The following is a 12,828-nucleotide window of genomic DNA, read 5'->3' on the forward strand; positions in this document are numbered from 1 at the left end:
TGGAGGGTTTTACTGTGGAAAAGGATCTTGTTGAATACATTGCTAAATCACTTGTCGACCAACCGGATGACGTCTCGGTGAATATCATTGAGGGGGAGCAATCGACCATCCTTGAGCTCAAAGTCGCTCCGGATGATGTCGGTAAGGTTATCGGTAAGCAGGGAAGGATAGCCAATGCGGTACGTGTCATTCTTAGCGCCTCGGCTGCTAAGAGCGGAAAACACGTACAGCTGGAAATTTTGGACTAATGGATTATTTGGCGACAGGGGTCCTCAAGGGCCCCCATGGCATACACGGTTTCATAAAATTGCACTCCTATTCCGACGAATATGAACACCTGATGAATTTGGGTGTTGTTTTGTTGCGAAAGGATGGCAAGGAAAAGAAGCTTACTCTTCAAGAGATTAAACCTGCTGGGAAAGAGTTGCTTGTAAAGTTCGAAGGACTCGATACTCCGGAGACTGTCCGAACCTACAACGGTTGGGAAATCTGGATACCTCGTGATTCTGCCGCAAGACTCGAAGAGGGCGAATTCTATGTCGCCGATCTTGCAAGCTGTTCTCTAGTAGTCGATAAGAAGACAGTAGGAAAGGTTGTGGGTGTGATCGATGGTCCGCAGGCACTTCTTCTCGAAATAGAATCCATTCTGGATGGGAAGAAATATCTCGTTCCATTCATGGAGCACTATATAGGGACCGTTGACTTGGATAGGAAGGAGTTGGAGCTATTGGCTCCTGAATTGCTTTCATGAATTTTGATATCGTTACCTTGTTTCCGGAAATTGTTGATTCGTTCTTTACCAGTTCCATTATGGCCAAGAGTGTTCTTGCCGGAACTGTTTCATACAATCTGGTCAATTTCCGTGATATGGCTATCGATAGACACAAGACATGTGATGATGCTCCTTATGGCGGTGGGGCGGGTATGGTGATCAAGCCTGAACCTTTGGGTAGGGCTCTTGATTCTATCGATGCAAAGAATAAGCGTGTCGTTTATCCTACACCCAGCGGAAAGCCTTTTACCCAACAGTATGCTACTGAATTGAGCAAGGAAAAAGATCTTGTGATCATCTGTGGAAGGTACGAGGGTATTGACCAAAGGATCATAGACCTGTATGTTGATGACGAGATTTGCATAGGAGACTATGTGATTTCGTCCGGAGAAGTTGCGGCATTGGTGATTGTCGATGCCGTGTACCGATTGTTGGAAGGTGTAATCAGCGGTGAATCGCTGGTTGAGGAGAGTTTTACCGACGGATTGTTGGAATATCCTCAATACACACGACCCGAAACCTATTGCGGAATTAACGTTCCTGAGATATTATTGTCGGGTCATCATGCACGCATTGACCAGTGGCGCATGCGCAAACGGTTGGAGAAGACTCTTCTGAACCGACCTGAATTGTTGGAAAAAGCGGAACTGGACGAGGTTGCGAAAAGAATTGTAACTGAATTGAAACCATATGTTGCGAAGGGGACTGAAGAAGATGGATGTGATCAAGGCGATTGAGTCAGAACAGATGAAAGATAACGTGGCAAATTTCCACGTTGGAGATACCGTGAAGGTTTACTTCACTATCAAAGAGGGTGACAAGGAGCGTATCCAGGTCTATGAAGGTTTGGTCCTTGCATTTAAAAATAGCGGAATCCGCAAGACTTTCACCGTAAGGAAGAATTCCTATGGTGTAGGCGTTGAAAGGATTTTCCCTCTCCATTCTCCACGAATTGAGAAGATAGAGGTCATTAGACGTGGTCGGGTCAGAAGGGCAAAGCTCTACTATATCCGCTCCAAGATCGGAAAGGCCGCGAAAGTACCCGAACTTATTATCAAAAAGAGATAATAGTGTTTTGCACTGCTTTCCAGAGGACGGTTGCCTGCGGCTACCGTCCTTTTATCTGTGTCCAAATATGATTGGAGCACAATTGTGGGATGGCAGAAATACAATACAGAAAAAGGACGCATTGGTGAATCGAGGGTATGTGATTACCTTAAACGTAACGGATATTCCATTCTCGAAAGGAATTTTAGGGTTCCAGGAAGTGAATTAGATATCATAGCGCTAGATAAAGCATGTACTACCTTAGTCTGTATTGAAGTGAAGCGTTGGAGCCGTCCCTATTATCCCGAGGACGATATCCGGTATGCGGTATCTCCTAGAAAGATCCATAGACTTAAAAGGGGCTTAGCTAGCTTCATTGCATCTAACCGGCAATTGCGTTATGATTTCATCCGTATCGATGTGATTCTCTTATATGGAGGGGAATTGATACATATCGAAGGGGAACCGTGAATGACAAATGGACAGGATACGGGTGCTGCGGGCACCAACCCAAAGAAATCGAGTAAGAAGAACGAGAATAAACGAAGACGTCGGAGACAGCAATCCAAACAAGGATTGAAAACCGCAGGTTCGAACGGGGCGCAACCAAAAGAAAAATCACGAAAGCCGAATAAGAGTTTTCCAGCCATCGTCGTGCCCAAAGTGAAGGAACCGGTACCCGATTGTGCTATATGCGGCAAACCTATTGAAGGTATAGCACAGGCAATCTGTGGTCCACAGCCAGATTCTTTCAACCATTTTGATTGCGTATTGCGCAAGATAGAAGAGGATGAGCACGTCTTACCAAAACAAAAAGTATCCTACATCGGCAAAGGCGTCTTTGCCATAATAGAGACCGATGAAGAGGGTAAGTTTGTAATTGTAAAACGTATTCCATTCGAATCTTCGGAGACATTTACTGCTATGAAACGGTATGTGGAGGAGCTGAAAAGATGAGTGGAGGGAAGCCAGGGAAAATCAAGGCCATGTTGCCAGGAACTTTCGATCCTCCTACGAACGGTCACTTAAATCTCATAAAACGATCGGCTCGGTTATTCGATTCGCTAGACGTAGTAGTTGCCGATAATATCAGCAAGAAGTGTCTTTTTACTGCCGAGGAGAGAATGGACATGCTCCAATCCATGCTTGCTCCCTACGGTAATGTACGTGTTGTTACATGGAATGGTTTGGTTGTTGACTATGCGAAGAAGGAGCAAATTCACGTCATGGTCAGAGGTGTAAGAGCTTTGGTTGATTTTGGTTATGAATTTGAATTGGCCATGACCAATAAACAGTTGAATCCGGACCTAGAGGTCCTATTCATGCCAACTGATCCAAATTATTTCGTGCTCAGATCTTCAGCTATCAAAGAGATGGCGGCGTTCGGTGCCGATATAAGCAAAATGGTTCCGAAAGCGGTAGCGGAAAAGCTCAGAAACAAGGTCAAGTTGTTGACATAACAGTTGCTTTTCGTTATTCTCACAAAAGCAGATTTACGATTGAAGGGGTTAAAATATGGCGGTACCAAAATATAAGACTTCGAAGGCGAGAGCAGCCTCCAGAAAAGCAGCTAACATGCGGCTTGCCACTCCCACACTTTCCGTGTGTGGTACTTGTGGTAACATGGTGGTTCCCCATCGCGTTTGCCCGAAGTGCGGTTTCTACCGTGGTAAGCAGATTATTGATCAAGAAAAGATGGCTTAAGCCGCATTTGGCGAAAGTATTCAGGAGGAAACAACATGGATTCGAATACCGTATTTGAGAAAGTAAAGAGTTTGATTGCCGAGAAATTGGAAATTGAAGATAGCAAGATCACACTTGATTCTTCTTTCCGTAAGGATCTTGGAGCCGATAGTCTCGATACCTACGAATTGGTTTATGCAATCGAGGAAGAGCTGGGAGTATCGATTCCTGACGAGAAGGCTAACGAATTCGAAACAGTGCGCGATGCTGTAGATTTCTTGGCTAAGATGTTGAAATAGACACATTACAGATATGTCTGTTTTCCCAAAGACATTGTCATACGGTAAAGCTCCTGAGATTTCTCCTGAGAGAAAACGGGAGCTTTCCTTATTTCAAAAACAAGCAGAAATTAAATTTAAGAATCTTGAGCTGTTGAATCTTGCCTTTTGCCATCGATCCTATGCGAACGAGAGCAATGGGGAAGTGGATAACAATGAAAGACTCGAATTCCTCGGAGACAGTGTACTTGGTCTCATAGTCGCCAATTGGCTCTTTATTCATTTGCCAGATTCCGACGAAGGAGATTTCTCCCGAATAAAATCCTTTGTGGTGAGCGAGGAAAGCCTAGCCATCGTTGCCAAGAAGCTCCGTGTGGATAATTTCATCCTTATCGGGAAGGGAGAAGAATTTTCTGGTGGCCGTAATAAGAAGGCTTTGCTTGCCGACTGTATGGAAGCGATTTTCGGGGCGTATTTTTTGGATTCAGGTTTCAAAGCTGCGACTGAATTGGTACAAAACCTTCTTGTTCCTGAGATCAAGGTTGTCTTGGCAAATAAACATCGCAAGGATTACAAGACGTTGCTCCAAGAATATGCCCAAAAACGATATAAGACCTATCCGAAATATGATGTGACTAAGAAGACGGGACCAGAGCATGACAATACGTTCTGGGTCAAGGTAACGGTACATAAGAAAACTTATGGACCTGCTCCAGGGAACAATAAAAAAGAGGGTGAACAGGCCGCGGCAAAGATCGCCTATGATGAGCTTGTAGGGGAATGATTTCTTGAGGGATGGAGAATTCTCTGTTCATAGAACTTTAGAGCAATGGTACCAAGCTTTTCAAATTCATTCTCTGTTGGATCGTCTAAGACTGTCTCCAAAAGTTGTTTGAGAATTACGCCCATTATTGGACCCTTTGGTATACCCAATCGGAATAGATCTTCTCCATTGATAGCCAAATCCTTAGTTGTCAGGGCTGTACTCTGTTTAAGCACCTGGTCGATCCGATTTTGGAATTCTACGAGATTCTCGACATGGGTTTGTCCATGGATTGCCTTCTGATCTGCCAATCTCAAGTCAAAAAGGTCGGCTATAGCATCGGTACCAACGCGATTTATAAACCTCCGTACAGCCCCATCGGTCCAATCCGGGGTATAGTGGAACATATGGTTTCTAATCAAATTCAGAACTATATTGCGCTCTTCATTGGAGAATTTTAATCTTCTTAGGATATTTCCTGCCATGTTCTCCGATTCGATTTCATGTTGATAGAATATAGTCTCTCCCGATTCAGTAACTCTCTTTGTGGGCACTTTTCCAATATCATGCAATAGTGCGGCTAGGCGGACAAGAGGCTTGGATTGCGGAGCCGAATCGCATGCAGCTATCCCATGTTGGAGTACATCGAGGCGATGGGCTCCTTTTTGCGATATATTATCACCCATTGCCAGTTCTGGAAGTACAACCTCCAACGCCAAAGTATCATGCATTACCCTGATCCCTAAGGAAGGTCTAGGAGATTCCATCATTTTCATGATCTCCGTACGGATACGTTCGGCTGATACAGAAGCCAGTCTATGAGAAAGCGAGGCCATGGCAGAGCGTGTTTCTATTTCAATAGAGAATTCGAGTTGTGCCGAAAAACGGCAGGCTCGTAAAATGCGCAAAGCATCTTCCTCAAATCGTTTTCGAGGGTCTCCTATTGCACGAATACTCTGTGATTTCAGATCATCCATTCCATGATGGAAATCGATAACCTTGCCGTTGGTGGCATCTACCGCCAAGGCATTTATGGTAAAGTCTCTTCTTCTCAAGTCCTCTTCGAGAGATCGTACGAATTTAACAGAATCGGGATGCCTGTTGTCAGCGTACGTGCCGTCAATACGAAATGTGGTTACCTCAAAGGAAGAACCTTTGAATAGGACTGTAACCGTACCATGCTTGATTCCAGTCGGAATGACTGACCGGAACAACCGCATCACTTCATCGGGTTGTGCATCGGTTGCGAAATCGAAATCATTGGTTTTTCTCCCCAGAAGATGGTCGCGCACAGCTCCTCCTACGATATAGATGGAGAAGCCCGCTTGGGTGAAGCGGTCTGCGAATTGTCTAATAGACCGTGAAATGGGGAAAGTTGCCATGGCATCATGCTACCGGTCGCATGATACTATTGTCAATACAGATTGAATATAACGCATAAAATGTCTATAGTTGTCCCTATGGTTCATATCTCGTCCCTCGGGACGAAGTGGGAGGCAATGCCTCTTGGCTCTAGAAATCATCCTAGGGTATAGATACCTTTCATTCTTATTGGTTGAGGAGTTCCAGCAATGTTCAATCCGGTCGATCCGAAAACAGATTTCCCCAAGATGGAAGAAAACATCCAAAAATTCTGGGAAGATAATGACATCTATCAAAAAACGGTAGAGAACAGAAGTGCAGATAACGAATATGTGTTCTACGATGGTCCTCCGTTCGCTACTGGCCTTCCTCATTTCGGACATCTTGTTCCTGGTACAATAAAAGATCTCTATCCCCGTTACCAAACCATGAAGGGTAAAAGGGTCAACAGGAGATTCGGTTGGGATTGCCATGGATTACCGGTAGAATATGAGATTGAAAAAACCCTAAATATAACCGGTCATAAAGCTGTCGAAGAGTACGGAGTAGCGAAATTCAACGAGGAGTGCCGTTCGATCGTTCTACGCTATACATCGGAGTGGAAGGATACCATCAATAGAATGGGACGTTGGGTTGACTTCGAGCATGGGTACCGGACTATGGATACCGACTACATGGAATCCATCTGGTGGGTTTTCAAGACACTCTATGAAAAGGGCCTTATCTATGAAGGCTACAATATCCTTCCTTATAGTCCAGCACTAGCGACTCCTCTTTCTAACTTTGAGGTAAACCTTGGAGGATACCAAGATGTCGTCGATCAAGCCGTAACCGTTCGTTTCAAGGTAGACGGGATGGATGACACCTACTTCCTTGCTTGGACCACGACACCTTGGACCCTTCCTTCCAATCTGGCGTTAGCACTTGGACCGGATATTGATTATGTGAAGGTGAAGGACCTTGAGGAACAAGTCTACTATATCTTGGGGGAAGGGCGGTTGAGCCATTATTATCAGGATCCCTCGACCTATGAGATCGTCCAACGGTACAAAGGTACTGAATTGGCGGGAAAGACCTACGAACCACTATTCCCATTCTTTGCTGAGTTAAAGAAGGAGGGCGCATTCATTACGGTTCTCGGCGATTACGTTACCGTAGAGGACGGTTGTGGTATCGTCCATACAGCTCCTGGCTTCGGTGAAGATGACTACCAGGTACTAAAAGGTACCGGTATCCCAGTTGTTTGCCCGATTGACGACGATTGTAAATTCAATTCAGATGTTCCCCTTTGGGAAGGTATTTTCGTAAAGGATGCCGATTCCGGAATCATCAAATGGCTTAAGGAGCACGGTAAGTTGGTTAAAAGGGAGAATTATCTTCACAGCTACCCATTTTGCTACCGTACCCACAAACCATTGATCTATCGGGCAATGGCATGCTGGTATGTCGATGTCACCAAGCTTAAGAGTTCGATGCTGAATGCGAACGATCAAATAACATGGATGCCAGCGCATCTGAAACATGGTAGATTCGGTAAATGGTTGGAAGGAGCAAGGGATTGGGCGATAAGCCGTAACCGTTTCTGGGGTAACCCTATACCTGTATGGAAATGCGATGGATCTGACCATGTGGAAGTGATCGGTTCAATAGATGAGTTGGAGAAGAAGAGTGGAGTACGGGTTGAAGATCTCCACAAACATTTTGTAGACGACATCACTTGGCCTAGTCCGGACGGGAAGGGTACGATGCGTCGTATACCCGATGTCTTGGATTGCTGGTTCGAATCCGGCTCCATGCCCTATGCCCAAAATCATTATCCTTTTGAGAACAAGGAATTTGTTGAAGAGCACTTTCCAGCCGATTTCATCTGCGAAGGATTGGATCAGACCCGGGGTTGGTTCTATACCTTAGTCATTATCGGTGCCGCACTGTTCGACAAGCCCGCATTCCTCAACTGTGTAACTAACGGAATTGTTCTTACAGCTGATGGAAAGAAAATGTCCAAATCGTTGAAGAATTATTCCGATCCAATGGAGATCGTGAATCAATATGGTGCCGATGCACTCAGATTCGCATTGATGAATAGTGCAGTAACCAGAGCAGAAGATTTAAAGTTCTCTGAAGATGGGGTAAAGGAAGTACTCAAAACCTTGATAATCCCGCTATGGAATGCCTACTCCTTCTTAGTCACCTATGCGAATATTGATGGTTACGAGCCATCCGAGACTCCGTTTGAGCAACTCGATAATCCCATGGATAGATGGATAGTATCGGCAAGCGAGGCTTTGGTACAGGAAGTTACCGAAGCTTGGGACCATTACGAAACCCAGCGTGCCTGCGGTGCGATCGTCTCCTTCATTGATTCCTTGAACAATTGGTATATCCGAAGAAGTCGCCGTCGTTTCTGGAGGTCGGAAAACGATACTGATAAAAAGAAAGCCTACGATACGCTCTATAGAGTTCTTATGACGGTAATCCATGCTGCGGCACCGGTAATACCATTTACGACAGAAGAGATTTATAGAAATCTTAGATCGGAAGGAATGCCGGAATCGATCCATTTGGGCGATTTTCCCATGTACGACGAAAGTCAACGTGATAGGGATCTTGAACGGAAGATGGGTTTGACCAGACAAGCCATCACCATGGGGCGGTCATTGAGAAGTATCCACAATCTGAAGATCAGGCAACCATTACAGAAATTGTTCTTGGTAACAAGAGATAAGGAAGAGAGAGAAATCCTCGACTCTATGCGAGATATTGTAGAAGAAGAGCTGAATATCAAGGAAATTTCTATCCAGGCCGATGAAAGTGGACTTGTCTCCTATCTTGCCAAGGCAAATTTCAAGGTTCTAGGGAAACAGCTCGGCAAACACATGAAGGCTGTTGCAGCACAAATCCAAGAATTCCCAAGTGAAACTATTGCAACAATCTTGGATGGCCATACAATCCAACTTTCGTATGATGAGGGAACTATAGATATTGGCATGGATGATATCATAGTCCAAAGATCTGAAATGGAAAATATGAAAGTCTTGAATGAAGGACAACTCACCGTTGGATTCGATACGACCATAACACATGATTTGTTACTAGAAGGAATTGCCCGCGATATCGTGCGAGCAGTCCAGAACCTTCGCAAGGAGCAAGGATTTGATGTAGCAGACCGTATATCCTTACGGGTATCGGGAGACGCCTTGGTTTCCGAGTCATTCAGTACTTTCAACGAATATATTGCCCGTGAGACATTAGCAGACGAGACACTCTTCTCGGATAGCCCAGAATCGGTTGAAATTCCCTGTGGAGATACCGTGGCTCGGATCCAAGCACTAAAGATAGTGTAGGAGAAGACAATACATGGGTAGCATGCGGACAAAACATACGGTAGTCGCTAGGATCGTGGCATCTGTTGCGATCTTGGCTACCTTTGTCTCCTGCGTGCACCGTCCAATTACGGATGACTACTATTTCCAAGCAATGGGAGATCCGCAAGAAATCGTAGTTACGATGGATACCACATCACCTGAAAAACTTCCTGGTAGATTCCTGGAATCCGACCCATCTTTTGGGGAGCTACTATCGAGGGTAGATCGACTCTCTGTTGCCCTATACGATGAAAGCGGTATAGCGGATGATGATGGGGTATATTCTGCGGAAGACTTAGCAAATTACCATTTCTACGGTATAGCAGAGGGTAATATTCCTGCATTTTTAACCAATAGTATGCTACTTTGGGACGATGCATGGGAGAAAATTGAAGAGGGCAGAGTTCGGTACTATCGCAATGCATGGTTGGGTTTGGATGTATATGCTCCGAGGAGAGACCTGCTTCTCTTTGCTGATGCCGATTATATGAAGGCCTACCACACCATCTATAAAGAAAGGACCACAAAGATTCCGGCAGGGCTCGCCCAAAGAATGGCGAACTCCTTGTTCGGGTTCTATATCGGAAATCCTCAGGCAATGGTGGATGTTGGATTGGCTATTCCCCAAACGGTTCTTGCCCAAACTGAATCAATGGTACTGGTCGTTGAGGAGGATCTGAATGGTAAGTTGTCGCTTGGCGGCATTATTACCATGAAGAGTCCAAAACTTGCAAATTCTCTTTCCATTCTCTTGAAAAGTTCGTATATTTCAGACAAACGGCGAAACAAGGAACCTTTTGGAGATTTGACTAATCTGTTCGTACTGGAGAATGCTGCAGTGTCGATCAATGGCATGGAGTTGTCCCAAGAACAGTATGAGTCCTTTTCCGCTATGTTCGGTTCACTTGCAACACTTTCAACAGGAGAGAAACGGTAATGCCAATCTATGAATACATCTGTGATTCCTGCAATCATCAATTCGAAATCCAGCAGAGCATGAATGACAATGCTTTGACAGAATGTCCCCAATGCTCAGGGAAAATACGACGTGTATTCGGTCTCAACTCGGTCATTTTCAAAGGCAGCGGATTTTACTGCAATGATTCGAAGAAAAGTTCCAGCGACAAAGCCTCTGGCGAATCTTCCTCATGTGCTAGCTGCGCAGCAGCATCCGGTACCTCCTCATAAGTTGAATATCTCTGCCTTTTCCACAGCCTGGTCAAGAAGTTCCTCGATTTCCATGGCCTGGTAAGTAGCTGTCTGCTGAACTTTGTCGGGTCTTACCAAGGGATGTTTGGGACTGAAAATGGTGCAGCAATCCTCGAATGGCAAGATTGAAGTCTCATAAGTGCCGATCATTCGACTCGTCTCAATAATCTCTCCCTTATCCATTCCAATCAAAGGTCTGAATACAGGAAGCTCGGACATACTATTGGTGAATGCGAGGCTTTCGAGAGTCTGGGAGGCTACTTGGCTGAGGGATTCTCCCGTGACTACAGCCAGACAATTTCTCTTTATCGCAAGCTTGTTGGCAATTCGCATCATGCATGCGCGCATCATGAGCGTGTTTTCCTCTTCATGGCTATGGGTCTTTATATGGAGTTGTACATCGGTAAAGGGAACGACATGTAGCGTTATACCACTACAATACGGACTAAGCAGCTTCGCTAGGGTAATTACCTTCTCTTTGGCCTCATCGGAGGTATAAGGATAGGCATGAAAATATACAGCCTCCTGTCGTAGCCCCCGTTTTGCCATACGGTAAGCGGCTATAGGACTGTCTATTCCCCCTGATAGCATGAGCATTCCTCGTCCAGCGGTCCCCACCGGTAACCCTCCTGGTCCAGGAACCGGTGATGCATACAGGTATGCCTGGTCGCGAATCTCAACATGAACGATCCTATCGGGATGGTGGACATCTACGGTGAACTGTGGCTGTGCCATAAGAATTTCATGTCCGAGTTCTCCTGAAATATCGTAGGATTTGAGAGGGAAGCTTTTATCGGAACGAACGGTCTCAACCTTGAAGGTTTTTGCTCCTTCAAGAAAGGAGGAACGACTTGCCAAGGTCAATGCAGCTGCCTTGATGGATTCCATATCCTTCTGACATTTCAAAGCTGCTGAGTATCCAACAACTCCGAAAGTAGTCGATAGTGCTTGTTGGACGACCTCAGCTGGTGCAGCATCATCTATCTCAATGAATAATCTGCCTTTTTGTTTCTTGAAAAAATTCTTATAGGGTCTTAATTTATATTTGATATTATCCTTCAACTTACGTTCAAAAAAATCACGATTCATACCCTTGAGCGATATTTCACCAAGACGAACCAAATAGAGTGTTGTTGTCATGTCATCTCTTCCTTATTAAAGATCCCATCAATGCTGCCTGCCGCACTAATGTAGCGGAAAGTTCATCTATCTGGGTAATTTGCGTATCTGGACCAAATGAGATACGGATCGCAGACGCCGCATCCTCGGGAGTAATTGATGCACCTGCCAATATTCCCTCACCCTTCTTTGGTGCATTATTGGAACACGCTGAGCCACTGGAGATACAAAATCCGCGATCATACATTACGCGGGTGAATACTTCTGAAGGGATTCCCTTTACCGCCACCGATAAGATAGAAGGGGCGAATGGAAGACCGCACGTAGTGCTTGGGCTCAACAGTGAAAACCTATCTCCATGCTTCAGAAGATTCGATTCCAAATGGGTGCGCAAGGTAAGTGCATGAGCGTATGTGGTATCAATCGCTGCAATAGAATCGGCCAATGCGGTATTCATGGCCGCTATCGCTCCAATATTCTCGGTCCCAGCTCGGTAACCGTTTTCCTGATTACCCCCTCTGGAAAGAGGTTCAAGATTTCCGGATTTAAGATATAGGATACCGGTACCTTTGGGACCCTGGAATTTATGAGCACTAAATGAAGCCGAATCGATATCGAGAGAAGAAAGATCGAACGGAATTTTCCCGACTGCTTGCACTGCATCACAATGTATATGGATTGATCGTCCGGTTGTCTGCTCGAAAGCCCGGATAGTTTTCGCAATGGATGGGATATCCTGTACTGTCCCAAGGACATTGTTCACCTGCATGATACAGACCATCTGAGTCTTGTTATCCAATACTTGAGCCAATGCTTCAGGGTCTACATACCCTTTTGGAGCTTTGAGGAGTATAACTTCGAAACCCTTGTTCTCAAGCAATCTGCGATACTGGAGAATACTGTCGTGTTCTATTGCGCTAATGATGATCCTTCCGGGACTTCTTCGCCAAAGCAAGGACTGCAATACGATACTATTGCTTTCAGTGGCGCCTGATGTATAGACGATTTGTTTCGATGAGACCTTCAACAACGATGCACTTTTTTTGCGTTCTTGTGCTAGGAATTTGGCAGCCTCTACTCCCTCCTTATGGAGAGCTGACGGATTGCCGCGGTAGCTTCGTACGGTATCGGTATAGGCTTGGATCGATCGTTCACTCATTGGTGATGTTGCAGCCCAATCAAAATAGTATGGATTCATAGAGGCATCATGGGCTAAAACGGGAGCTTTTG

General features: G+C 45.2%; 16 protein-coding genes. 13 read left to right on the plus strand and 3 right to left on the minus strand.

What is annotated here, in order from left to right:
* Nucleotides 1-14 precede the first annotated feature (14 nt).
* The 10 genes from ACODJP_RS08560 (at nt 15) to rnc (ending at nt 4,564) form a co-directional block, all read left to right on the plus strand.
* A complete protein-coding gene (locus ACODJP_RS08560; protein WP_422480517.1) occupies nt 15-248 on the plus strand; it encodes a KH domain-containing protein in 234 nt (77 codons plus the stop codon).
* Complete coding sequence (rimM, locus tag ACODJP_RS08565) at nt 248-751, plus strand: ribosome maturation factor RimM (RefSeq protein ID WP_422480519.1); 504 nt, start codon at nt 248-250, stop codon at nt 749-751. Before ACODJP_RS08560 ends, rimM begins: the two co-directional genes overlap by 1 nt.
* Entirely contained in the window at nt 748-1,509 is a 762-nt protein-coding gene (trmD, locus tag ACODJP_RS08570) for a tRNA (guanosine(37)-N1)-methyltransferase TrmD (protein WP_422480521.1), read from the plus strand. The genes rimM and trmD overlap by 4 nt, the downstream gene beginning before the upstream one ends.
* Nucleotides 1,487-1,840, plus strand: a complete 354-nt coding sequence (rplS, locus tag ACODJP_RS08575; RefSeq protein WP_422480523.1) for a 50S ribosomal protein L19 — start codon at nt 1,487-1,489, stop codon at nt 1,838-1,840. Before trmD ends, rplS begins: the two co-directional genes overlap by 23 nt.
* 84 nt (nt 1,841-1,924) lie before the next feature.
* Complete coding sequence (locus ACODJP_RS08580; protein WP_422480525.1) at nt 1,925-2,290, plus strand: YraN family protein; 366 nt, start codon at nt 1,925-1,927, stop codon at nt 2,288-2,290.
* Nucleotides 2,291-2,776: a hypothetical protein gene (locus tag ACODJP_RS08585; protein ID WP_422480527.1), complete on the plus strand. Its 486-nt coding sequence runs from the start codon at nt 2,291-2,293 to the stop codon at nt 2,774-2,776. It abuts the gene before it with no gap.
* Nucleotides 2,773-3,279: a pantetheine-phosphate adenylyltransferase gene (coaD, locus tag ACODJP_RS08590; protein ID WP_422480529.1), complete on the plus strand. Its 507-nt coding sequence runs from the start codon at nt 2,773-2,775 to the stop codon at nt 3,277-3,279. The genes ACODJP_RS08585 and coaD overlap by 4 nt, the downstream gene beginning before the upstream one ends.
* A 55-nt stretch (nt 3,280-3,334) precedes the next feature.
* On the plus strand, nt 3,335-3,523 hold the full coding sequence (rpmF, locus tag ACODJP_RS08595; protein ID WP_422480531.1) for a 50S ribosomal protein L32: 189 nt from the start codon (nt 3,335-3,337) through the stop codon (nt 3,521-3,523).
* 35 nt (nt 3,524-3,558) lie between these two features.
* Nucleotides 3,559-3,801, plus strand: a complete 243-nt coding sequence (gene acpP / locus ACODJP_RS08600; protein ID WP_422480533.1) for an acyl carrier protein — start codon at nt 3,559-3,561, stop codon at nt 3,799-3,801.
* 13 nt (nt 3,802-3,814) lie between these two features.
* Entirely contained in the window at nt 3,815-4,564 is a 750-nt protein-coding gene (gene rnc / locus ACODJP_RS08605) for a ribonuclease III (RefSeq protein WP_422480535.1), read from the plus strand.
* Here rnc and ACODJP_RS08610 read toward each other — a convergent pair.
* The gene (locus tag ACODJP_RS08610; protein ID WP_422480537.1) at nt 4,540-5,925 is read right to left on the minus strand and encodes a CCA tRNA nucleotidyltransferase; all 1,386 of its coding nucleotides are present in this window, start codon (nt 5,923-5,925) and stop codon (nt 4,540-4,542) included. The genes rnc and ACODJP_RS08610 overlap by 25 nt on opposite strands.
* A 189-nt stretch (nt 5,926-6,114) precedes the next feature.
* Here ACODJP_RS08610 and ileS point away from each other — a divergent pair, with 189 nt between their 5' ends.
* From ileS to ACODJP_RS08625, 3 genes are read left to right on the plus strand one after another with little or no spacing between them, the layout of a single operon-like run.
* Nucleotides 6,115-9,249 carry an isoleucine--tRNA ligase gene (gene ileS / locus ACODJP_RS08615; RefSeq protein ID WP_422480539.1) on the plus strand — a complete coding sequence of 1,045 codons (3,135 nt, stop codon included), beginning with the start codon at nt 6,115-6,117 and terminating at the stop codon, nt 9,247-9,249.
* Between the two features lie 13 nt (nt 9,250-9,262).
* Nucleotides 9,263-10,207: a hypothetical protein gene (locus ACODJP_RS08620; RefSeq protein WP_422480541.1), complete on the plus strand. Its 945-nt coding sequence runs from the start codon at nt 9,263-9,265 to the stop codon at nt 10,205-10,207.
* Nucleotides 10,207-10,458, plus strand: a complete 252-nt coding sequence (locus ACODJP_RS08625) for an FmdB family zinc ribbon protein (protein ID WP_422480543.1) — start codon at nt 10,207-10,209, stop codon at nt 10,456-10,458. The genes ACODJP_RS08620 and ACODJP_RS08625 overlap by 1 nt, the downstream gene beginning before the upstream one ends.
* Here the strand turns inward: ACODJP_RS08625 and thiI are convergent.
* Complete coding sequence (gene thiI / locus ACODJP_RS08630) at nt 10,453-11,619, minus strand: tRNA uracil 4-sulfurtransferase ThiI (protein ID WP_422480545.1); 1,167 nt, start codon at nt 11,617-11,619, stop codon at nt 10,453-10,455. The two genes, ACODJP_RS08625 and thiI, sit on opposite strands and share 6 nt — an antisense overlap.
* 1 nt (nt 11,620) lies before the next feature.
* Nucleotides 11,621-12,796 carry a cysteine desulfurase family protein gene (locus tag ACODJP_RS08635; protein ID WP_422480547.1) on the minus strand — a complete coding sequence of 392 codons (1,176 nt, stop codon included), beginning with the start codon at nt 12,794-12,796 and terminating at the stop codon, nt 11,621-11,623.
* Nucleotides 12,797-12,828 lie beyond the last annotated feature (32 nt).

The organism is Pleomorphochaeta sp. DL1XJH-081 (assembly GCF_049310885.1).
Classification (GTDB): domain Bacteria; phylum Spirochaetota; class Spirochaetia; order Sphaerochaetales; family Sphaerochaetaceae; genus CAYZJV01.

What these genes read in the sequence shown, in the direction of transcription:
- rimM (WP_422480519.1), top strand. Translation starts at nt 248, where the DNA reads ATGGATTATTTGGCGACAGGGGTCCTCAAGGGCCCCCATGGCATACAC.
- trmD (WP_422480521.1), top strand. Translation starts at nt 748, where the DNA reads ATGAATTTTGATATCGTTACCTTGTTTCCGGAAATTGTTGATTCGTTC.
- rplS (WP_422480523.1), top strand. Translation starts at nt 1,487, where the DNA reads ATGGATGTGATCAAGGCGATTGAGTCAGAACAGATGAAAGATAACGTG.
- ACODJP_RS08585 (WP_422480527.1), top strand. Translation starts at nt 2,291, where the DNA reads ATGACAAATGGACAGGATACGGGTGCTGCGGGCACCAACCCAAAGAAA.
- coaD (WP_422480529.1), top strand. Translation starts at nt 2,773, where the DNA reads ATGAGTGGAGGGAAGCCAGGGAAAATCAAGGCCATGTTGCCAGGAACT.
- rpmF (WP_422480531.1), top strand. Translation starts at nt 3,335, where the DNA reads ATGGCGGTACCAAAATATAAGACTTCGAAGGCGAGAGCAGCCTCCAGA.
- acpP (WP_422480533.1), top strand. Translation starts at nt 3,559, where the DNA reads ATGGATTCGAATACCGTATTTGAGAAAGTAAAGAGTTTGATTGCCGAG.
- rnc (WP_422480535.1), top strand. Translation starts at nt 3,815, where the DNA reads ATGTCTGTTTTCCCAAAGACATTGTCATACGGTAAAGCTCCTGAGATT.
- ACODJP_RS08610 (WP_422480537.1), bottom strand. Translation starts at nt 5,925, where the DNA reads ATGGCAACTTTCCCCATTTCACGGTCTATTAGACAATTCGCAGACCGC.
- ileS (WP_422480539.1), top strand. Translation starts at nt 6,115, where the DNA reads ATGTTCAATCCGGTCGATCCGAAAACAGATTTCCCCAAGATGGAAGAA.
- ACODJP_RS08620 (WP_422480541.1), top strand. Translation starts at nt 9,263, where the DNA reads ATGGGTAGCATGCGGACAAAACATACGGTAGTCGCTAGGATCGTGGCA.
- ACODJP_RS08625 (WP_422480543.1), top strand. Translation starts at nt 10,207, where the DNA reads ATGCCAATCTATGAATACATCTGTGATTCCTGCAATCATCAATTCGAA.
- thiI (WP_422480545.1), bottom strand. Translation starts at nt 11,619, where the DNA reads ATGACAACAACACTCTATTTGGTTCGTCTTGGTGAAATATCGCTCAAG.
- ACODJP_RS08635 (WP_422480547.1), bottom strand. Translation starts at nt 12,796, where the DNA reads ATGAATCCATACTATTTTGATTGGGCTGCAACATCACCAATGAGTGAA.